We start from the raw sequence: 21,038 nt of genomic DNA on the forward strand, positions 1-21,038 counted from the left end.
GCCCGTACCGGGGTCCGGTACGGGCGCCTTCGCGTCGGATCAGAGGCTCGCGCCGGCCTTGCGGCGACGGGCGGCGACCATCGCGCCGGCTCCGAGGGCGACGGTCGCGGCGGCGGCGAAGCCGAGCCGGGTCAGGTTCTCGTTCGCACCGGTGGCGGCGAGGGTGCCGTTCACGGTGGTGTTCGACGAACCGCCCTGCCGGGTCGTGTTGCTGTTGCCGCCGTGGGTGGGCGCCGGGGTCGGCGTCGCGGTGGTCGCCGACGGCGTCGGCTTCGGCTCGGGCTTCTCGTCCTGGGCCGCGAGGATGTCGAAGTCGGCGCGGCCGAACTCCTGGCCGATGCCGCAGGTCCCGTCGTTGTTCTCGTACTCGCCGACGGCCCAGAGGACGCCGGGGCCGACCGGGGCCTCGGGGTCGACCGTGAGGCGCAGCTTCACATCGGCGCTGCCGCCCTTGACGAGCTTGCCGACCTCGACCGAATCGAACTCCTCGGAGATCGGCGTCCATTCCAGGACATCGTCGGAGGACCACTCGACGGTGATGTACTGCTTGAAGTAGCCGTCCTCGTCGATCGGCTCCCTACCGTCCGGGAGCGCGGCGGCGTTGGTGAAGGCGTCGACCGCGTCCAGGGGCCGGTCGGAGGTGTTGGTGACGCGCAGGGAGAACACGGCGCTCTTGCCGGCGGTGACCGTCTTCGGGCCGCTCAGCGCGACGTCGACGGCCTCGTCCTCCGCGCAGTTCCCGCCGATCTCCTCGAAGAACTCCAGCTCCTCCTCGGCCGCGGCGAGCGTCTCGGCGGCGGCCTTCTTCACCTTCTCGGCGAGCCCGAAGACCTTGGAGGCGGCCAGATTGGCGTCGAGGAGCTCCTTGCTCGCCTTCGTCAGCCGCGCGTCGGCGGCGGTCTTGGCGGCGGTGGCGGCGTCGGCGGTCTGCTGCGCCGCCGTGACGGCCGCGGTAGCGGCCGCCTTCTGCCCCTCGGTGGCCTCGGCGGGCAGCTCCGCGAGGGCCTTCTGGGCCTTGGCGAGCGCCTCGTCGGCGGCGGTCTTCGCGGTGGCGGCCTCGCCGGCGGCCTTCGTGGCATCGGCGGCGGCCACGACGAGAACGTGGTCCTGCTTCGACAGGGCGTCCACGGCGGCCTTCGCCTCGGCGAGATCGACGACGGCCTCGTCGTACTCCTTCTGCGCCAGGGCGACGGCGGCCTTCAGCTCTTCGAGCGTCGGCATGTCGTCCTTGTCGCCCTCGTCGTCCTCGCCCTGTGCGGGCTTCTGCGTCGACGCGGGCGACGGCTTCGTGTCGGCGAACGCGGGGGCGGCCGAGAGGAACACGACCGGGGTGGTCACAGCGGCGGCCACGGCGGTCGCGAGAATGCGACGGAACTTCACAGTGCGGGACCTTTTCCTGGTCAGGGAAGGGTGAGAGACATGCGGGGCGCGCGCCTGCGGCACGTTCACGCGGCGCGATACCGCTGTGATCGTATGACCAGGAACAGCCCTTCGGGAGTCCCGGATTCGCGGCTCGGAACGGGGCCCGGCACCCGCCCGCCACACAAAATCCGCGAAGCCGGACAGTTGCCCACGGAGGCCTCACTTTCTGTGTGATCCATGTCATCCGCGCCCGGCGGCGCGCCCCGTAACGTGTCCCCCACACACGTGGAAAGCGAGGCAAGCACCGATGTCCGAGCACAGCCCGCTCGACCTGGCCGAGGGCGATCCCTTCGGCCCGCACAACCTCCCGTACGGCGTCTTCTCGACCGCCGACGAGCCCGAGCGGCGCCGGGTCGGCGTCCGGATCGGCGGGTACGTCCTGGACGCGGGTGCCGCGGCGCACGCGCTCGGCTCCCCGTACGCGGCGCTGCTCGACCGGCCGAGCCTCAACCCGCTGCTCGCGGCCGGGCGGACCGCCTGGCGCGACGTCCGCCGGGCGCTCACCGCCTGGGTCTCGGTGCCCGGGCACCGGGCGGACATCGAGCCGCTCCTGCACCCGCTCGACGCGGTGACCCTGCATCTGCCGTACGAGGTCGCCGACTACGTCGACTTCTACGCGAGCGAGCACCACGCGACGAACGTCGGCCGGATCTTCCGCCCCGACGGCGACGCGCTCACCCCCAACTGGAAGCACCTGCCGATCGGTTACCACGGTCGCGCCGGCACGGTCGTCGTCTCCGGCACCGATGTCGTCCGCCCCTGCGGGCAGCGCAAGGCACCGGCCGACGCGGCGCCCGTCTTCGGCCCCTCGGTGAAGCTGGACATCGAGGCGGAGGTCGGCTTCCTGGTCGGCACCCCCTCGGAGCTGGGCACGCCGGTCGCGCTGGCCGACTTCCGGGAGCATGTCTTCGGTCTGTCGCTGCTCAACGACTGGTCGGCGCGGGACGTGCAGGCCTGGGAGTACGTGCCGCTCGGCCCGTTCCTCGGCAAGTCGTTCCAGACCTCGGTGTCGGCCTGGGTGACGCCGCTGGAGGCGCTGGACGCCGCCCGGACCGCCCCGCCCGCGCGGGACTTCCCGCTCCTTCCGTACCTGGACGACGCGGGGGACGAGGAGCCGGGCGGCTTCGACGTGCGGATCACGGTGGAGATCAACGGCGAGGTGGTGGCCGAGCCGCCGTTCTCGACCATGTACTGGACGGCGGCCCAGCAGCTCGCCCACATGACGGTGAACGGCGCCTCGCTGCGCACGGGTGACCTGTACGGCTCCGGGACGGTCTCCGGGCCGGAGGTGAACCAGCGCGGTTCGCTCCTCGAACTCACCTGGAACGGCCGGGACGCCATCGAACTCTCCGGTGGCAAGCGGACGTTCCTGGAGGACGGCGACGAGGTCGTCCTGACGGCCTGGGCTCCGGGCCCGGACGGCACGCGGGTGGGTCTCGGCGAGGTCCGGGGCCGGATCGCTCCCTCGGCCTGAGGTGGGCGGCGGGGCCGCTCAGCCGACGCGCCAGAGGGCGGGGACGTTGGGCGGCTCCCAGCCGGTCTGGCCCGTGTGCGCCTGGAGGCACACATAGGCCAGGCCGCCGTAGGTGACCCTGTCCCCCGCCCGGTAGGCGGTCCCCGCCGCCCAGCTCCCGCCGGGCGGCTGGGTGGTCGCGGTGGCCGTCGGGGTCGGCGTGGGGCTCGGGCCGGGGTTCTGCGGCACGTTGAGGACGAAGTCGAAGGCCGCCTCCCTGGCACCGCCGGCGTCCCGCACGGTCATGAGGAGCCGGGGGTCGAAGATGCTGTCGGTGTTGTTGCGGGGCTCGTTCGGGAAGTACAGCTGGGTGGTGAGCACCGGGCGCCCGGGGGCCTGCAGTTTGACGTGGATGTGCCGGGTGCGGCCGGGGTAGAGGCCGGGCACGATCGTGGTGAGCCTGAAGGCTCCCTGTGCGTCGGTGAACTGATGACCGCGGAAGCGGAAGCCGGTGTTGTCATAGGCGCCGTTGGTGTCGGCCTGCCAGAAGTCGAGCAGGACGCCCGCTATCGGCCGGCAGGCGAGCCCGAAGACGTAGCCGCTGACGGTCAGCCGGACGCCGGCCGTGCCGGACTCCAACAGGCTGGTCCGCAGAGGCGAGTTGGGCTTGAAGTAGGGTCCTTCGGTCTGCGGCGGGGTGGGGTCGTCGCCGTCGTCGCACTCCGGGGTGAGCGCGGGCGCCACCTCACCCGTGGTGAGGGTACGGGCGAGCGCGGGTACGCCCATGAGGACCGCGGGCGCCGCGATGCCGGCCGCGATCGCGGCCCGCAGCACCGCCTTGCGGGTGACGTGTCCGGTAGTGGTCTCGTTGTCCATGCCTGCTCCTCGTGCGGGGGGCTGGGGGATCGGCAACGAACCTAGGCGGGCGGGCCTCCGGCTTCGATGGACGGAGCACGGCGGTCGTGGTGTTTCCGTTCGTGGCGGTTCGGTTCGAGGTGGTTCGGTTCGCCGGGCCGCCGTTCGTGGCGCTTCCGGAAGTCGCCGGGGCTCGTGCCCGTCTCCCTGCGGAAGAAGCGGCAGAAGTACGCCGGGTCGCTGAACCCGGTCCGGGCCGCGATCTGCCGTACCGACAGTTCGGTTCGGGCCAGGAGTCGTTGCGCCTCCCGCGTCCGGGCCTCGCGGAGCAGACTGCCGGGGGTCCGGCCCGTCGCGGCCCGGACGGCCTCGGTGAGATAGCCGGGGGTGACGCCGATGAGCTCGGCGCAGGCGCGGACGGAACGGCCGTCCGTCCCGGTGCGGGCGAGCAGCCGGTCGAACTCCTCCGCGACGGCCGCCGGCCTGCCCGGCGGGGGTGCCGGGGTGCCGGGGCCGCCCAGCCTCGCCGTACGGACCAGGAGGACGTGCAGCAGGGAGCGCAGCACGGTCGCGAAGCCGTCGGCTCCGTGCCCGTACTCCTCGACGAGTTCGGCCATCAGCCGGCCGGTGCGCGCGTGGGTGGGCCCGTCGAGGGTGAGCCAGGGGTGTTCGCCGAGCCGGCGCAGGAGGTCCCGGTCGCCGGGGTGGTCGAGGAGGAAGGCCTCGGTGAAGAGGACGACGCTGCCGTCGAGGCCGCGGGCGTCCTCCCAGTGGTGCAGCTGCCCGGGCAGGATCAGGCCCAGATGGGGCGGGCGGAGCTCCCAGCGGGCGAGGTCCACGACATGGGTGCCGGTGCCGGCGGTGACGTGGACGATCTCGTAGAAGGTGTGCCGGTGCGGGAAGGCGGCCCGGGCCATGGGGCCGATGGTGTCGAAGGTGCCGGCGGCGAAGGGCACCTGGTCGGGGAGCCGGACCTCCAGGCGGTGCATGGGCGGGTCGCCGGGTCTCGGGGTGGCGCAGGGAGTCCCCGGTAAGGCGGTGGTGTCGCTCATCGTGCCGCTTCTCCCTCCTGACTGGTACAGACCATTGGGACGGCTCACACGATGGCACGGACACCTCCCGCGGGTCACCCCCGCGTCCGGCACCCCCGCAGGACCCCGGGTACGCCGAAGGGCCCGGCTCGCCCCCGAGCCGGGCCCCTCGCGTGTGCGCCGTGACTACCGGACGAACACGCTCGCCTGGTTCGCCAGGTCCAGGAAGTACTGCGGCGCGAGGCCGAGTACCAGCGTGACGGCCACACCCGCCGTGATGGTGATGGTCGTCAGCGCCGAGGGCACGGCGACCGTGGGGCCGTCCGCCTTCGGCTCGCTGAAGAACATGAGCACGATCACCCGGATGTAGAAGAACGCGGCGATCGCCGAGGAGATCACACCGACCACCACGAGGGCCCCCGCGCCGCCCTCCGCCGCCGCCTTGAAGACCGCGAACTTCCCGGAGAATCCGGAGGTCAGCGGGATGCCGGCGAAGGCCAGCAGGAAGACCGCGAAGACCGCCGCGACGAGCGGCGAACGGCGCCCGAGACCGGCCCACTTGGAGAGGTGGGTGGCCTCGCCGCCCGCGTCCCTGACCAGTGTGACGACGGCGAAGGCGCCGATGGTCACGAAGGAGTAGGCGCCCAGGTAGAAGAGGACGGACGAGATCCCGCTCGGGGTGGCCGCGATGACACCCGCGAGCAGGAAGCCCGCGTGCGCGATCGAGGAGTACGCGAGGAGCCGCTTGATGTCGGTCTGGGTGATGGCGACGATCGCACCGCCCAGCATGGTGACGATGGCGACGCCCCACATGACCGGCCGCCAGTCCCAGGTGAGGCCCGGGAGCACCACGTAGAGCAGACGGAGCAGGGCGCCGAACGCGGCGACCTTGGTCGCGGCGGCCATGAAGCCGGTGACCGGGGTCGGGGCGCCCTGGTAGACGTCCGGGGTCCACATGTGGAACGGCACGGCGCCGACCTTGAAGAGGAGCCCGGTCAGGATCATGGCGAAGCCGATGAGCAGCAGCGCGTCGTTGCCCATGGTGTCGGCGAGCGCCGGGTTGACGGTGGAGATCGAGCCGTCGACGACCTTGGCGATGGTGGCGTACGAGACGGAGCCCGCGTAGCCGTAGAGCAGGGCGATCCCGAAGAGCAGGAAGGCCGAGGAGAAGGCGCCGAGCAGGAAGTACTTGACGGCCGCCTCCTGCGACATCAGCCGCTTGCGGCGGGCGACGGCGCAGAGCAGGTACAGCGGGAGGGAGAAGACCTCCAGGGCGACGAAGAGCGTCAGGAGGTCGTTGGCGGCCGGGAAGACCAGCATGCCGGCGATGGCGAAGAGCGCCAGCGGGAAGACCTCGGTGGTGGTGAAACCGGCCTTGATCGCGGCCTTCTCGTGGTCGCTGCCGGGGACGGCGGCGGCCTCGGCGGCGAAGGAGTCGACCTTGTGGCCGTGGTCGGCCGGGTCGAGCCTGCGCTCGGCGAAGGTGAAGATCGCCACGACGGAGGCGAGGAGAATGGTGCCCTGGAGGAAGAGGGCGGGTCCGTCGACGGCGATGGCGCCCATGGCCGCGATGTGGGCCTTGGTGGAGCCGTAACCGCCGGCCGCCAGGCCGACGATGGCGGCGAAGGCGGCGACGAGCGCCACCACGCTGAGGAACACCTGGCTGTGGTAGCGGGCCTTGCGGGGCACGAAGGCCTCGACGAGGACGCTGACGAGCGCGGCGCCGAGCACGATGAGTACGGGCGAGAGCTGGACGTACTCGATGTGGGGTGCCGGGATCTTGTCCAGCGGCTCGGCAGCAGTCGTCCACAGGCTGTGGACAGAGGATGCGACGGCGGATGTGCTCACTTGGCCGCCTCCACTTCTGGCTGGGGGTCCTTCTGCTGGACGTCGGACATGGTGTGCTGCACGGCCGGGTTGACGACGTCCGTCAGCGGCTTCGGGAAGACCCCGAGGAAGATCAGGAGGGCGATCAGCGGGACGACCACCGCCAGTTCACGGACGCGGAGGTCGGGCAGCTCCCGCACCTCCTCCTTCACCGGCCCGGTCATCGTCCGCTGGTACAGGACGAGGGTGTAGAGCGCGGCGAGGACGATGCCGGTGGTGGCGATGACACCGGCCACCGGGTACCGCGCGTACGTACCGACCAGGACCAGGAACTCGCTGACGAACGGGGCGAGTCCGGGCAGCGACAGGGTCGCGAGGCCGCCGATCAGGAAGGTGCCGGCAAGCACCGGGGCGACCTTCTGGACACCGCCGTAGTCCGCGATGAGCCGCGAGCCGCGCCGGGAGATCAGGAAGCCGGCGACGAGCATCAGGGCGGCCGTCGAGATGCCGTGGTTGACCATGTAGAGCGTCGCGCCCGACTGGCCCTGGGTGGTCATCGCGAAGATGCCCAGGACGATGAAGCCGAAGTGCGAGATCGACGCGTAGGCGACCAGGCGCTTGATGTCCCGCTGGCCGACGGCGAGCAGCGCCCCGTAGACGATGCTGATGAGGGCGAGGACGACGATCGCGGGGGTGGCCCACTTCGAGGCCTCGGGGAAGAGCCCGAGGCAGAAGCGGAGCATCGCGAAGGTGCCGACCTTGTCGACGACGGCGGTGATGAGGACGGCGACCGGGGCGGTCGCCTCCCCCATCGCGTTCGGCAGCCAGGTGTGCAGCGGCCAGAGCGGCGCCTTCACCGCGAAGGCGAAGAAGAAGCCGAGGAACAGCCAGCGCTCCGTGCTGGTCGCCATCTCCAGCGAGCCGTTGGCGCGCGCCTCGGCGATCTCGGTGAGCGAGAAGTTCCCCGCGACCACGTAGAGCCCGATGACGGCGGCCAGCATGATCAGGCCGCCGACCAGGTTGTAGAGGAGGAACTTGACCGCCGCGTAGGAGCGCTGGGCCGCCGCGTTCTCGTCGGAGCCCGCGTGGGCGCGGTCGCCGAAGCCGCCGATGAGGAAGTACATCGGGATGAGCATGGCTTCGAAGAGGATGTAGAAGAGGAAGACGTCGGTGGCCTCGAAGGAGAGGATCACCATCGCCTCCACCATGAGGATCAGGGCGAAGAAGCCCTGGGTGGGCCGCCACCGCTTGGAGGAGGTCTCCAGGGGGTCGGCGTCGTGCCAGCCGGCGAGCACGATGAAGGGGATCAGCAGCGCGGTGAGCGCGATGAGCGCCACTCCGATGCCGTCGACCCCGAGCTCGTAGCGGACGCCGAAGTCCTTGATCCAGGAGTGCGACTCGGTCAGCTGGTACCGCTCGCCGCCGGGCTCGAACCGTACGAAGACGACGGCGGCGAGCACGAGCGTGGCGAGCGAGACCAGCAGCGCCAGCCACTTGGCGGCGGTGCGGCGGGCGGCGGGGACGGCGGCGGTGAGGATCGCACCGACCGCCGGAACCGCTGCCGTCACCGTAAGGAGCGGGAAGGACATGGAAGTTACACCGCCCTCATCAGCAGGGTCGCGGCGATCAGCACCGCCGTACCTCCGAACATGGAGACCGCGTACGAGCGGACGTAGCCGTTCTGGAGCTTGCGCAGCCGGCCGGAGAGTCCGCCGACCGAGGCCGCGGTGCCGTTGACCACGCCGTCGACCAGGCTGTGGTCGACGTAGACGAGCGAGCGGGTCAGGTGGGTGCCGCCGCGGACGAAGACGGCGTGGTTGAAGTCGTCCTGGAGGAGATCGCGGCGGGCGGCCCGGGTGAGCAGCGAGCCGCGCGGGGCGACGACCGGGACGGGCCTGCGCCCGTACTGGAGGTAGGCGAGGCCGACGCCGACCACCATGACGGCGACGGTGGCGGAGGTGATCGCCCCGGCGCTGATCGGCGGGTGGCCGTGCTCGAAGCTGGTGACGGGCTCCAGCCACTTCACGAACCGGTCGCCGATGCCGAAGATCCCGCCCGCGAAGACCGATCCGAAGGCCAGCAGGATCATCGGGACGGTCATGGATCTGGGCGACTCGTGCGGGTGCGGCTCGTGGCCCTCGGCGTCCGGCTGCCAGCGCTTCTCGCCGAAGAAGGTCATGAGCATCACGCGGGTCATGTAGTACGCGGTGATGGCCGCGCCGAGCAGGGTGACCGAGCCGAGGATCCAGCCCTCGGTGCCGCCCTTGGCGAAGGCCGCCTCGATGATCTTGTCCTTGGAGAAGAAGCCGGACAGGCCGGGGAAGCCGATGATCGCGAGGTAGCCGAGGCCGAAGGTCGCGAAGGTGATCGGCATGTACTTCCGCAGGCCGCCGTACTTCCGCATGTCGACCTCGTCGTTCATGCCGTGCATGACCGAACCGGCACCGAGGAAGAGCCCGGCCTTGAAGAAGCCGTGGGTCACCAGGTGCATGATCGCGAAGACGTAGCCGATGGGGCCGAGGCCGGCCGCCAGGATCATGTAGCCGATCTGCGACATCGTCGAACCGGCGAGGGCCTTCTTGATGTCGTCCTTCGCGCAACCGACGATCGCACCGAAGAGGAGCGTGACCGCGCCGACCACGACGACCACGAGCTGGGCGTCCGGGGCGGCGTTGAAGATGTCGGCGGAGCGGACGATCAGATAGACACCGGCGGTCACCATCGTGGCTGCGTGGATGAGGGCCGAGACCGGGGTCGGGCCCTCCATCGCGTCCCCGAGCCAGGACTGCAGCGGCACCTGGGCCGACTTGCCGCAGGCGGCGAGGAGCAGCATGAGACCGATCGCGGTCAGCTTGCCCTCACTGGCCTCACCGGTCGCCTCGAACACCGGCCCGAAGGCGAAGGTGCCGAAGGTGGTGAACATGAGCATGATGGCGATCGACAGGCCCATGTCGCCGACCCGGTTGACCAGGAAGGCCTTCTTGGCGGCGGTGGCCGCGCTGGGCTTGTGCTGCCAGAAGCCGATCAGGAGGTACGAGGCGAGGCCGACGCCCTCCCAGCCGAAGTACAGGAGCAGGTAGTTGTCGGCGAGGACGAGCAGGAGCATCGCCGCGACGAACAGGTTGAGGTAGCCGAAGAAGCGGCGGCGGCGCTCGTCGTGCTCCATGTATCCGATGGAGTAGACGTGGATGAGCGTGCCGACCCCGCTGATCAGCAGGACGAAGGTCATCGACAGCTGGTCGAGCTGGAAGGCGAAGTCCGCCTGGAAGCCCTCGACGGGGATCCAGGTGAAGAGCCGCTGGTACAGGGCCCGGTCGTCGGCGCTCCTGCCGAGCATGTCGGCGAAGAGCGCCAGGCCGATGGCGAAGGAGACGCCCGCGAGGAGCGTGCCGATCCAATGGCCGACCTTGTCGAGCCGGCGCCCCCCGCAGAGCAGGACGGCGGCGCCGAGCAGGGGTGCCCCGATGAGCAGCGCAATGAGATTTTCCACGGTCAGCCCCTCACAGCTTCATCAGGCTGGCGTCGTCGACCGAGGCCGAGTGGCGGGCACGGAAGACGGACACGATGATCGCGAGCCCGACGACGACCTCCGCGGCGGCGACGACCATCGTGAAGAAGGCGATGATCTGGCCGTCGAGGTTTCCGTGCATACGGGAGAAGGTGACGAACGCGAGGTTGCAGGCGTTGAGCATGAGCTCGACGCACATGAAGACCACGATCGCGTTGCGCCGGATCAGCACCCCGACCGCACCGATGGTGAACAGCAGGGCGGCGAGATACAGGTAGTTGACGGGATTCACCGGTTGGCCTCCTCTTCGTCCCGGTCGCGGCCGAGCCGCTCCTCGGAGCGCTGCTCCAGGGCCTTGAGGTCGGCCAGTGCCTCGGTGGACACGTCCCGGATCTGGCCCCGCTTGCGCAGGGTCTGCATGACGGTGAGCTCCGACGGGGTGCCGTCGGGCAGCAGACCGGCGATGTCCACGGCGTTGTGCCGGGCGTAGACACCGGGCGCCGGGAGCGGCGGGAGGTGCTTGCCTTCCCGTACGCGCTGCTCGGAGAGCTCGCGCTGGGTGGCGGCCCGCTCGGTGCGCTCGCGGTGGGTGAGCACCATCGCGCCGACGGCGGCGGTGATGAGGAGCGCGCCGGTGATCTCGAAGGCGAAGACGTACTTGGTGAAGATGAGGGCGGCGAGGCCCTCGACGTTGCCGCCGTGGGCGCTGTTGGCGGCGCCGAGGCCGGCGAACTCGGTCAGCGAGGCGTTGCCGATGCCGGCGGCGAGCAGGATGCCGAAGCCGAGGCCGCAGACGACGGCCCACCAGCGCTGGCCCTTGATGGTCTCCTTCAGCGAGTCCGCGGCCGTGACACCGACCAGCATGACGACGAAGAGGAAGAGCATCATGATCGCGCCGGTGTAGACGACGATCTGGACGATGCCGAGGAAGTACGCCCCGTTGGCCAGGTAGAAGACCGCGAGGATGATCATGGTTCCGGCGAGGCAGAGCGCCGAGTGGACGGCCTTCCTCATCAGGACCGTGCACAGGGCGCCGACGACGGCGACGGTGCCGAGGACCCAGAACTGGAAGGCCTCGCCCGAAGAGGTGGCGTAGGCCGCGAGGTTGGCGCTCATGCGTCCACCTCTTCCGATGTGCCGTTCTCCCCCTTGGACGTGGCGACCTGGCGGACGGTCCCGGGTGCGGCCCCTTCGACCAGACCCAGGTAGTAGTCCTGCTCGGTCATGCCGGGGAAGATCGCGTGCGGGCTGTCGACCATGGTCTCCTCCAGGCCCGCGAGGAGCTGCTCCTTGGTGTAGATCAGGTTCTCGCGGGAGGAGTCGGCCAGTTCGAACTCGTTGGTCATCGTCAGCGCCCGGGTGGGGCAGGCCTCGATGCAGAGTCCGCAGAGGATGCAGCGGGCGTAGTTGATCTGGTAGACGCGGCCGTAGCGCTCGCCGGGCGAGTAGCGCTCCTCGTCCGTGTTGTCCGCGCCCTCGACGTAGATGGCGTCGGCGGGACAGGCCCAGGCGCACAGCTCGCAGCCGACGCACTTCTCCAGGCCGTCGGGGTGACGGTTGAGCTGGTGCCGGCCGTGGAAGCGGGGCGCCGTCGTCTTCTGCTGCTCCGGGTACTGCTCGGTCAGCCGCTTCTTGAACATGGCCTTGAAGGTCACGCCGAAGCCGGCCACCGGATTCTGGAAATCAGACACCGTCCGTCTCCTTTCCCTCACTCGCAGGAGCAGTTTCGGATGCGCCGCTGGCAACGAGGTCCCGGTCGCGCCTCGGCCTGCGCCGGGGTACGGGCGGCAGGGTCTGTCCGGGCTTGGGCGGTACGGGGAAGCCTCCGGCCATCGGGTCGAAGGAGCGCTCGTCGGCGGGCCCGGCGGCCTCGGCCTTCGCCTTGCGGTCGCGGAACAGATCGACCACGAAGGAGAGCAGCAGCAGACCGAGGACGGCTCCCGCCACGTACAGGACGATGTTGGTGAAGGCGATGTTCTCGTTCCGCAGCGCCCGGACGGTGGCGACCAGCATCAGCCAGACCACGGAGACCGGGATGAGGACCTTCCAGCCGAGCTTCATCAGCTGGTCGTAGCGGACGCGGGGCAGGGTGCCGCGGAGCCAGATGAAGAAGAACAGCAGCAGCTGCACCTTGATGACGAACCAGAGCATCGGCCACCAGCCGTGGTTCGCGCCCTCCCAGAAAGTGGAGATCGGGTACGGGGCCCGCCAGCCGCCCAGGAAGAGGGTCACCGACACGGCCGAGACCGTCACCATGTTCACGTACTCGGCGAGCATGAACATCGCGAACTTGATGGACGAGTACTCGGTGTTGAAGCCGCCGACGAGGTCGCCCTCGGACTCCGGCATGTCGAAGGGGGCGCGGTTGGTCTCGCCGACCATCGTGATGATGTAGATGATGAACGAGACCGGCAGCAGGATCACGAACCAGCGGTCCGCCTGCGCCTCGACGATCGCCGAGGTCGACATCGACCCGGAGTAGAGGAAGACGGAGGCGAAGGCCGCGCCCATGGCGATCTCGTACGAGATCATCTGCGCGCAGGAGCGGAGCCCGCCGAGGAGCGGGTACGTGGAGCCGGAGGACCAGCCCGCGAGGACGATGCCGTAGATGCCGACGGAGGCGATCGCGAGGACGTACAGCATCGCGATCGGCAGGTCGGTGAGCTGCATCGAGGTGCGGTGGCCGAAGATCGAGACCTCGTTGCCGGCCGGCCCGAAGGGGATCACGGCGATCGCCATGAACGCCGGGACGGCGGCGATGATCGGGGCGAGGACGTAGACGACCTTGTCGGCCTTCTTGACGATCACGTCCTCCTTGAGCATCAGCTTGATGCCGTCCGCGAGGGACTGGAGGAGGCCCCAGGGGCCGTGCCGGTTGGGGCCGACGCGCAGCTGCATCCAGGCGACGACCTTGCGCTCCCACACGATGGAGAAGAGCACGGTGATCATCAGGAACGCGAAGCAGAAGACGGCCTTGATCAGGACGAGCCACCAGGGGTCCGTGCCGAACATGGACAGGTCTTCGGCGGCGAGCGGCGTGGTCATGCCTGCACCTCCGTGACATCGACGGGGCTCGGGGTCGCCGGGCCGATGCGGACCAGGTCGCCGGGGTGGGCGCCGGTGTCGGAGAGGACGCCGCGGCCGGCCGAGTTCAGCGGGAGCCAGACGACCCGGTCGGGCATCTCCGTGACCTGGAGCGGGAAGGCGACGGAGCCCGCGGGACCGGTGACTTCGAGCGTGTCGCCGTCCTTGACCCCGGTGTCGGCGGCGGTGGCGGCGGAGAGCCGGGCGACCGCGGCGTGCCGGGTGCCGGCCAGGGCGGTGTCGCCCTCCTGGAGCCGGCCGAGGTCGAGCAGGAGACGGTGTCCGGCGAGGACGGCCTCGCCGTCGCCGGGCCGGGGCGCGGGCCGGCCGGGCTCGACGGGCTCGGAGGCCCGCTCGGCGGTCCAGCCGCCGAGCCGGTCGAGCTCCCGGCGTACGGACCTGAGGTCGGGCAGTGCCAGGTGGGCGTCGAGGGCGTCGGCGAGCATGTGCAGCACGCGCGCGTCCGAGGGCGCCAGGGGCCGGGTCATCTGCTCGGGCTTGAGCGCGGCCTGGAACATCCGCGCCCTGCCTTCCCAGTTGAGGAAGGTGCCGGGCTTCTCGGCGACGGCGGCGACCGGGAGGACGACGTCGGCCCGCTGGGTGACCTCGCTCGGCCGCAGCTCCAGGGAGACCACGAAGGCCGCGTCGAGGGCTTCACGCGCGCGTGCCGGGTCCGGGAGGTCGGAGACCTCGACGCCGCCGACGAGCAGGGCGCCGAGTTCGCCGGTGGCGGCGGCCTCGACGATCTGGCCGGTGTCGCGGCCGTAGCCCTGCGGGAGTTCGCGGACGCCCCAGACGGCGGCGACCTCCTCACGCGCGCGGGGGTGGGTCGCGGGCCGGCCGCCGGGCAGCAGCGCGGGGAGCGCTCCGGCCTCGACGGCTCCGCGTTCGCCGGAGCGGCGCGGGATCCACACGAGCCGGGCGCCGGTGGCGGCCGAGGCGCGCAGGGCGGCGGTCAGGGCGCCGGGGACGCCGGCGAGACGCTCGCCGACGACGAGGACGGCGCCGTCCCCGCGGAGGGCCTCGGCGGCGGCGAGTCCGTCGCCTTCGAGGCCGACCCGGGAGGTGAGCGCGTCGAGCCACTCGGTCTCGGTGCCGGGGGCGGCGGGCAGCAGGGTGCCGCCCGACTTCTCCAGACCGCGGGTGGCGAAGGCGGCGACCGCGTAGGTCTTCTGCCCGTGCTTGCGCCAGGCCTTGCGGAGCCTCAGGAAGACGCCGGGGGCCTCCTCCTCGGACTCGATGCCGACGAGGAGGACGGCCGGGGCGGCTTCGAGCGAGGTGTACGTGACACCCGTGCCGTCGAGGTCGCGGCCGTGTCCGGCGACGGCGGAGGCGAGGAAGTCGGCCTCCTCGCCGGAGTGGATCCGGGCCCGGAAGTCGATGTCGTTGGTGTCGAGGGCGACCCGGGCGAACTTGGCGTACGCGTAGGAGTCCTCGACGGTCAGCCTGCCGCCGGCGAGGACGCCGGTGCGGCCGCGGACGAGACCGCGGGCGGCCGCCTCCAGGGCCTCGGGCCAGGAGGCGGGCTCCAGGTCACCGGTCAGGGGGTTCCGGACGAGCGGCGTGGTGAGCCGGTCGCGCTGCTGCGCGTACCGGAAGCCGAAGCGGCCCTTGTCGCAGATCCACTCCTCGTTGACCTCGGGGTCGTCGGCGGCGAGCCGCCGCATGACCTTGCCGCGCCGGTGGTCGGTGCGGGTGGCGCAGCCGCCCGCGCACTGCTCGCACACGGACGGCGAGGAGACCAGGTCGAAGGGGCGGGAGCGGAAGCGGTAGGCGGCCGAGGTGAGGGCGCCGACCGGGCAGATCTGGATGGTGTTGCCGGAGAAGTACGACTCGAAGGGGTCGCCCTCGCCGGTGCCGACCTGCTGGAGGGCGCCGCGCTCGATCAGTTCGATCATCGGGTCGCCGGCGACCTGGTTGGAGAAGCGGGTGCAGCGGGCGCAGAGCACACAGCGCTCGCGGTCGAGGAGCACCTGGGTGGAGATCGGTACGGGCTTCTCGTAGGTGCGCTTGACGCCTTCGAAGCGGGACTCGGCCTGTCCGTGGGACATGGCCTGGTTCTGCAGGGGGCACTCGCCGCCCTTGTCGCAGACGGGGCAGTCCAGCGGGTGGTTGACGAGCAGCAGCTCCATCACACCGTGCTGGGCCTTCTCGGCGACGGGGCTGGTCAGCTGTGACTTCACCACCATGCCGTCGGTGCAGGTGATGGTGCAGGAGGCCATGGGCTTGCGCTGGCCCTCGACCTCGACGATGCACTGGCGGCAGGCGCCCGCGGGGTCGAGGAGCGGGTGGTCGCAGAAGCGCGGGATCTCGATGCCGAGCTGTTCGGCGGCGCGGATGACCAGGGTCCCCTTGGGGACGGAGATCTCGATGCCGTCGATGGTCAGCGTGACGAGGTCCTCGGGCGGAACAGCAGGGGAGCCGCCGCCGGCCGGGCCGGCCGTGGTGACGGTCATGCGGTCACCTCCTTGTGGTTGTCCGCCCAGGCGGTCGACTTGGCGGGGTCGAAGGGGCAGCCCCGGCCGGTGATGTGCTGCTCGTACTCCTCGCGGAAGTACTTCAGCGAGGAGAAGATCGGCGAGGCGGCGCCGTCGCCGAGGGCGCAGAACGACTTGCCGTTGATGTTGTCGGCGATGTCGTTGAGCTTGTCGAGGTCGGAGAGCTTGCCCTTGCCGGCCTCGATGTCGCGGAGCAACTGGACGAGCCAGTACGTGCCTTCGCGGCAGGGCGTGCACTTGCCGCAGGACTCGTGGGCGTAGAACTCGGTCCAGCGGGTGACGGCCCGGACGACGCAGGTGGTCTCGTCGAAGCACTGGAGTGCCTTGGTGCCGAGCATCGATCCGGCGGCGCCGACGCCCTCGTAGTCGAGGGGCACGTCGAGGTGCTCGTCGGTGAACATGGGGGTGGAGGAGCCGCCGGGGGTCCAGAACTTGAGCCGGTGGCCGGGGCGCATGCCGCCGCTCATGTCGAGGAGCTGGCGCAGGGTGATGCCGAGGGGCGCCTCGTACTGGCCGGGCGAGGTGACGTGCCCGGAGAGCGAGTACAGCGTGAAGCCCGGGGACTTCTCGCTGCCCATCGAGGTGAACCAGTCCTTGCCCTTGTTGAGGATCGCGGGAACGGACGCGATGGACTCGACGTTGTTCACCACGGTGGGGCAGGCGTAGAGGCCGGCGACCGCGGGGAAGGGCGGCCGGAGCCGGGGCTGGCCGCGGCGGCCTTCGAGGGAGTCGAGGAGCGCGGTCTCCTCGCCGCAGATGTACGCGCCGGCGCCGGCGTGCACGGTGATGTCGAGGTTGAGTCCGCTGCCGAGGACGTTCCGGCCGAGGTAGCCGGCGGCGTACGCCTCGCGCACCGCCTCGTGCAGGCGGCGCAGGACGGGCACGACCTCGCCGCGCAGATAGATGAACGCGTGCTCGGAGCGGATCGCGTAGCAGGCGATGATCATTCCCTCGATGAGGGAGTGCGGGTTGGCGAAGAGGAGGGGGATGTCCTTGCAGGTGCCGGGCTCGGACTCGTCGGCGTTGACGACGAGGTAGTGCGGCTTGCCGTCGCCCTGCGGGATGAACTGCCACTTCATGCCGGTGGGGAAGCCCGCGCCGCCGCGTCCGCGGAGGCCGGATTCCTTGACGTACGCGATGAGCGCGTCGGGGCTCATCGCGAGGGCCCGCTTGAGTCCCTGATATCCCTCGTGCCGCTCGTAGGTCTCCAGGGTCCAGGAGTCGGGCTGGTCCCAGAAGGCCGAGAGGACGGGGGACAGGAGCTTCTCGGGGCTGCTGTTGTTGATCTCGGCGGCCAAGGTCATCACTTCCCCTCCTGACCGGAGGTCTCACCGCGCGGGTGGACGATTCGGTGGTGCGACGGCTGCTCGCCCTTGGCGAGACGGAGCCCGACGAGGGAGGCGGGGCCCGCGCCGCCGGTGGCCTCGACGGCGCCGGGGCGCTCGTCCGGGAAGCCGGCGAGGATGCGGGCGGTCTCCTTGAAGGTGCAGAGCGGGGCGCCGCGGGTGGGTTCGACGGTCCGGCCGGCCCGCAGGTCGTCCACCATCGCCTTGGCGGACTCGGGGGTCTGGTTGTCGAAGAACTCCCAGTTGACCATCACCACGGGGGCGAAGTCGCAGGCCGCGTTGCACTCGATGTGTTCGAGGGTGATCTTGCCGTCGTCGGTCGTCTCGTTGTTCCCGACGGCGAGGTGCTGCTTGAGCTCCTCGAAGATGGCGTCGCCGCCCATGACCGCGCAGAGCGTGTTCGTGCAGACCCCGACCTGGTAGTCGCCGGAGGGCTTGCGCCGGTACATCGTGTAGAAGGTGGCGACGGCGGTGACCTCGGCGGTGGTCAGTCCGAGGAACTCGGCGCAGAACGCCATGCCGGTACGGGTCACATGCCCCTCCTCCGACTGCACGAGGTGCAGCATCGGCAGGAGCGCGGAGCGGGAGTCCGGGTAGCGGTCGACGATCGCCTGCGCGTCCTCCGCGAGGCGGGCGCGGACCTCCGCCGGGTACGCCGGGGCGGGGAGCTGGGGCATGCCCAGACTGATCTGGTCGGTCATCGGTCGACGCCTCCCATCACGGGGTCGATGGAGGCGACGGCGACGATGACGTCGGCGAGCTGGCCGCCTTCGCACATCGCGGCCATGGCCTGGAGGTTGGTGAAGGACGGGTCGCGGAAGTGGACCCGGAAGGGGCGGGTGCCTCCGTCGGAGACGACGTGCACGCCGAGTTCGCCCTTGGGGGACTCCACGGCCGCGTAGGCCTGTCCGGCCGGTACCCGGAAGCCTTCGGTGACCAGCTTGAAGTGGTGGATCAGGGCTTCCATGGACGTGCCCATGATCTTCTTGATGTGGTCCATGGAGTTGCCGAGGCCGTCGGCGCCGAGGGCGAGCTGCGCGGGCCAGGCGATCTTCTTGTCGCCGACCATGACGTCGCCCGGTGCCAGGCGGTCGAGGCACTGCTCGACGATCCGGAGGGACTGCCGCATCTCCTCCAGGCGGACGAGGAAGCGTCCGTAGGAGTCGCAGGTGTCGGCGGTCGGGACCTCGAAGTCGTAGTTCTCGTAGCCGCAGTAGGGGTCGGTCTTGCGCAGGTCGTGCGGGAGGCCCGCCGCGCGCAGGATCGGTCCGGTGGCGCCGAGCGCCATGCAGCCGCTGAGGTCGAGGTAGCCGACGTCCTGCATGCGGGCCTTGAAGATGGGGTTGCCGGTGGCGAGCTTGTCGTACTCCGGCAGGTTCTTCCTCATGGTCTTCACGAACTCGCGGACGGCGTCGACGGCGCCGGGCGGGAGGTCCTGGGCGAGGCCGCCGGGGCGGATGAACGCGTGGTTCATGCGCAGGCCGGTGATCAGCTCGTACAGGTCCAGGATCATCTCGCGGTCCCGGAAGCCGTAGATCATGATCGTGGTGGCGCCGAGCTCCATGCCGCCGGTGGCGATGCACACCAGGTGGGAGGAGAGCCGGTTGAGCTCCATCAGCAGGACGCGGATGACGCTGGCCCGGTCCGGGATCTGGTCGGTGATGCCGAGCAGCTTCTCCACGCCCAGGCAGTACGCCGTCTCGTTGTAGAACGAGGTGAGGTAGTCCATGCGCGTGACGAAGGTGGTGCCCTGCGTCCAGGTCCGGTATTCGAGGTTCTTCTCGATGCCGGTGTGGAGGTAGCCGATACCGCAGCGGGCCTCGGTGACGGTCTCGCCGTCGATCTCCAGGATGAGCCGGAGCACGCCGTGGGTGGACGGGTGCTGGGGGCCCATGTTGACGATGATGCGCTCGTCGTCGGCCTTGGCGGCGGACTGGACGACCTCTTCCCAGTCGCCGCCGGTCACCGTGTAGACGGCGCCTTCTGTCGTCTCGCGGGGAGACGCGTGGGAAGTGCTCACGAGTACGACCTCCGCTGGTCCGGAGCCGGGATCTGGGCGCCCTTGTACTCGATGGCGATGCCACCGAGGGGGTAGTCCTTGCGCTGCGGGTGGCCCTGCCAGTCGTCCGGCATCATGATCCGGGTGAGGGCGGGGTGGCCGTCGAAGACGATGCCGAAGAAGTCGTACGTCTCGCGCTCGTGCCAGTCGTTCGTCGGGTAGACCGCGACGAGCGACGGGATCCGCGGGTCGGCGTCGGGGGCCGAGACCTCCAGCCGGAGCAGCCGGCCGTGGGTGAGCGAGCGCAGGTGGTAGACGGCGTGCAGCTCGCGGCCCTTGTCCCCGGGGTAGTGGACGCCGGAGACGCCGGTGCAGAGCTCGAAGCGGAGCGCCGGGTCGTCGCGGAGGGTGCGGGCGACGCGGACGAGGTGCTCACGCTCGATGTGGAAGGTGAGCTCGTCACGGTCGACGACCGTCTTCTCGATGGCGTTCCCGGGGAGCAGGCCCTGCTCCTCCAGTGCGCCCTCGAGTTCGTCGGCGACCTCGTCGAACCAGCCGCCGTAGGGGCGGGAGGCCGGTCCGGGGAGCCGGATCGAGCGGACGAGTCCGCCGTAGCCGGAGGTGTCGCCGCCGTTGTCGGCGCCGAACATGCCGCGCTGGACGCGGACCTCCTCGCCGTGCTCCCCGCGCTGCCCCGGCAGGTTCTGCGCGCTGAGGTCCTTCTCGGGATTTGGTGTCTCGTCGCTCACCGGAGCAGACCCTTCAGTTCAATCGTCGGCAGCGCCTTGAGCGCCGCCTCCTCCGCCTCCCGGGCCGCCTCCTCGGCGTTCACGCCGAGCTTGGAGGTCTGGATCTTCTGGTGGAGCTTGAGGATCGCGTCGAGCAGCATCTCCGGGCGCGGCGGGCAGCCGGGCAGGTAGATGTCGACCGGCACGATGTGGTCGACGCCCTGGACGATCGCGTAGTTGTTGAACATGCCGCCCGAGGAGGCGCAGACGCCCATCGAGATGACCCACTTGGGGTTGGGCATCTGGTCGTAGACCTGCCTCAGGACGGGTGCCATCTTCTGGCTGACCCGGCCGGCGACGATCATCAGGTCGGCCTGGCGCGGTGAGCCGCGGAAGACCTCCATGCCGAAGCGGGCCAGGTCGTACCGGCCGGCTCCGGTGGTCATCATCTCGATGGCGCAGCAGGCGAGGCCGAACGTCGCGGGGAACACGGACGCCTTGCGCACCCAGCCCGCGGCCTGTTCGACCGTCGTCAGCAGAAAGCCGCTCGGGAGTTTCTCTTCGAGTCCCATAGGTGCCCCTCAGCCCTTCAGTCCCATTCCAGGCCGCCGCGACGCCACACGTACGCGTAGGCGACGAAGACGGTGAGCACGAAGAGCAGCATCTCCACGAGCCCGAAAAGCCCCAGGGCGTCGAAGGTGACCGCCCAGGGGTAGAGGAAGACGATCTCGATGTCGAAGACGATGAAGAGCATCGCCGTCAGGTAGTACTTGATCGGGAAGCGGCCGCCTCCGGCGGGAGTGGGCGTCGGCTCGATGCCGCACTCGTACGCCTCAAGCTTTGCCCTGTTGTACCGCTTTGGCCCGATAAGCGTGGCCATGACCACGGAGAAGATCGCAAACCCCGCACCCAGGGCACCGAGCACGAGGACGGGCGCGTACGCATTCACGCTCCTCGCTCCTTCCAGTCGTCCTTGACCGTTGGATCGCACCACCGGACCGTGAAAGATCGCCCCCATGTGAGGCAGTTCACAAGCCCGGCTGCCCCGCATCCTATGCCCGCCCCTCTGTGATCTGCGACACGGGGTGCAGCAACGACTTTGTGATCTCCACCACCTGACGAAGGATCATGAAGTCGGATGAGCGGTGATCTTGTTGCGCGAAGCGCCCAGGTGATCACCAGATGTGACATCCGGACCGGAAATCGCTGATCGGAGGGGGTGTCGCACTATCAAGCGTTGGTCACTACAGGCAAATTGGCGATGGACGCGTCCGGGTGATAAAGAAC

18 protein-coding genes are annotated in these 21,038 nt (G+C 70.1%); 1 reads left to right on the plus strand and 17 read right to left on the minus strand.

Annotated features, from left to right (window positions below):
- Positions 1 to 39 precede the first annotated feature (39 nt).
- Positions 40 to 1,380, minus strand: a complete 1,341-nt coding sequence (locus ACH4MY_RS24985) for a peptidase (protein WP_398005930.1) — start codon at positions 1,378 to 1,380, stop codon at positions 40 to 42.
- 289 nt (positions 1,381 to 1,669) lie between these two features.
- On the opposite strand from ACH4MY_RS24985, the gene fahA reads away from it, so the two are divergent.
- Entirely contained in the window at positions 1,670 to 2,896 is a 1,227-nt protein-coding gene (fahA, locus tag ACH4MY_RS24990; RefSeq protein WP_398005931.1) for a fumarylacetoacetase, read from the plus strand.
- An 18-nt stretch (positions 2,897 to 2,914) separates the two neighbouring features.
- Here the strand turns inward: fahA and ACH4MY_RS24995 are convergent, their stop codons facing one another.
- From ACH4MY_RS24995 to ACH4MY_RS25070, 16 genes are all read right to left on the minus strand, one after another.
- Entirely contained in the window at positions 2,915 to 3,751 is an 837-nt protein-coding gene (locus ACH4MY_RS24995; RefSeq protein ID WP_398005932.1) for a carbohydrate-binding protein, read from the minus strand.
- Between the two features lie 41 nt (positions 3,752 to 3,792).
- Positions 3,793 to 4,782, minus strand: a complete 990-nt coding sequence (locus tag ACH4MY_RS25000) for an AraC family transcriptional regulator (RefSeq protein ID WP_398005933.1) — start codon at positions 4,780 to 4,782, stop codon at positions 3,793 to 3,795.
- 165 nt (positions 4,783 to 4,947) lie between these two features.
- Positions 4,948 to 6,609, minus strand: a complete 1,662-nt coding sequence (nuoN, locus tag ACH4MY_RS25005; RefSeq protein WP_398005934.1) for an NADH-quinone oxidoreductase subunit NuoN — start codon at positions 6,607 to 6,609, stop codon at positions 4,948 to 4,950.
- A complete protein-coding gene (locus ACH4MY_RS25010; RefSeq protein ID WP_386556183.1) occupies positions 6,606 to 8,177 on the minus strand; it encodes an NADH-quinone oxidoreductase subunit M in 1,572 nt (523 codons plus the stop codon). The genes nuoN and ACH4MY_RS25010 overlap by 4 nt, the downstream gene beginning before the upstream one ends.
- A gap of 5 nt (positions 8,178 to 8,182) precedes the next feature.
- Complete coding sequence (gene nuoL, locus ACH4MY_RS25015) at positions 8,183 to 10,078, minus strand: NADH-quinone oxidoreductase subunit L (protein ID WP_398005935.1); 1,896 nt, start codon at positions 10,076 to 10,078, stop codon at positions 8,183 to 8,185.
- Positions 10,079 to 10,088: 10 nt separating this feature from the next.
- A complete protein-coding gene (nuoK, locus tag ACH4MY_RS25020) occupies positions 10,089 to 10,388 on the minus strand; it encodes an NADH-quinone oxidoreductase subunit NuoK (protein ID WP_189800457.1) in 300 nt (99 codons plus the stop codon).
- The gene (locus tag ACH4MY_RS25025; RefSeq protein WP_398005936.1) at positions 10,385 to 11,212 is read right to left on the minus strand and encodes an NADH-quinone oxidoreductase subunit J; all 828 of its coding nucleotides are present in this window, start codon (positions 11,210 to 11,212) and stop codon (positions 10,385 to 10,387) included. The genes nuoK and ACH4MY_RS25025 overlap by 4 nt, the downstream gene beginning before the upstream one ends.
- On the minus strand, positions 11,209 to 11,787 hold the full coding sequence (gene nuoI / locus ACH4MY_RS25030) for an NADH-quinone oxidoreductase subunit NuoI (protein ID WP_398005937.1): 579 nt from the start codon (positions 11,785 to 11,787) through the stop codon (positions 11,209 to 11,211). Before nuoI ends, ACH4MY_RS25025 begins: the two co-directional genes overlap by 4 nt.
- On the minus strand, positions 11,780 to 13,141 hold the full coding sequence (gene nuoH, locus ACH4MY_RS25035) for an NADH-quinone oxidoreductase subunit NuoH (RefSeq protein WP_398005938.1): 1,362 nt from the start codon (positions 13,139 to 13,141) through the stop codon (positions 11,780 to 11,782). Before nuoH ends, nuoI begins: the two co-directional genes overlap by 8 nt.
- Positions 13,138 to 15,636 carry an NADH-quinone oxidoreductase subunit G gene (locus ACH4MY_RS25040; RefSeq protein ID WP_398005939.1) on the minus strand — a complete coding sequence of 833 codons (2,499 nt, stop codon included), beginning with the start codon at positions 15,634 to 15,636 and terminating at the stop codon, positions 13,138 to 13,140. Before ACH4MY_RS25040 ends, nuoH begins: the two co-directional genes overlap by 4 nt.
- Positions 15,633 to 16,985: an NADH-quinone oxidoreductase subunit NuoF gene (gene nuoF / locus ACH4MY_RS25045; protein ID WP_398005940.1), complete on the minus strand. Its 1,353-nt coding sequence runs from the start codon at positions 16,983 to 16,985 to the stop codon at positions 15,633 to 15,635. Before nuoF ends, ACH4MY_RS25040 begins: the two co-directional genes overlap by 4 nt.
- Entirely contained in the window at positions 16,982 to 17,725 is a 744-nt protein-coding gene (nuoE, locus tag ACH4MY_RS25050; RefSeq protein ID WP_398005941.1) for an NADH-quinone oxidoreductase subunit NuoE, read from the minus strand. The genes nuoF and nuoE overlap by 4 nt, the downstream gene beginning before the upstream one ends.
- The gene (locus ACH4MY_RS25055; protein ID WP_398005942.1) at positions 17,722 to 19,044 is read right to left on the minus strand and encodes an NADH-quinone oxidoreductase subunit D; all 1,323 of its coding nucleotides are present in this window, start codon (positions 19,042 to 19,044) and stop codon (positions 17,722 to 17,724) included. The genes nuoE and ACH4MY_RS25055 overlap by 4 nt, the downstream gene beginning before the upstream one ends.
- Positions 19,041 to 19,772: an NADH-quinone oxidoreductase subunit C gene (locus ACH4MY_RS25060; protein WP_398005943.1), complete on the minus strand. Its 732-nt coding sequence runs from the start codon at positions 19,770 to 19,772 to the stop codon at positions 19,041 to 19,043. The genes ACH4MY_RS25055 and ACH4MY_RS25060 overlap by 4 nt, the downstream gene beginning before the upstream one ends.
- The gene (locus ACH4MY_RS25065) at positions 19,769 to 20,323 is read right to left on the minus strand and encodes an NADH-quinone oxidoreductase subunit B family protein (RefSeq protein WP_024756031.1); all 555 of its coding nucleotides are present in this window, start codon (positions 20,321 to 20,323) and stop codon (positions 19,769 to 19,771) included. The genes ACH4MY_RS25060 and ACH4MY_RS25065 overlap by 4 nt, the downstream gene beginning before the upstream one ends.
- 17 nt (positions 20,324 to 20,340) lie before the next feature.
- On the minus strand, positions 20,341 to 20,700 hold the full coding sequence (locus tag ACH4MY_RS25070; RefSeq protein ID WP_019888619.1) for an NADH-quinone oxidoreductase subunit A: 360 nt from the start codon (positions 20,698 to 20,700) through the stop codon (positions 20,341 to 20,343).
- Positions 20,701 to 21,038 lie beyond the last annotated feature (338 nt).

The organism is Streptomyces sp. NPDC017246 (genome assembly GCF_044331325.1).
GTDB lineage: Bacteria > Actinomycetota > Actinomycetes > Streptomycetales > Streptomycetaceae > Streptomyces.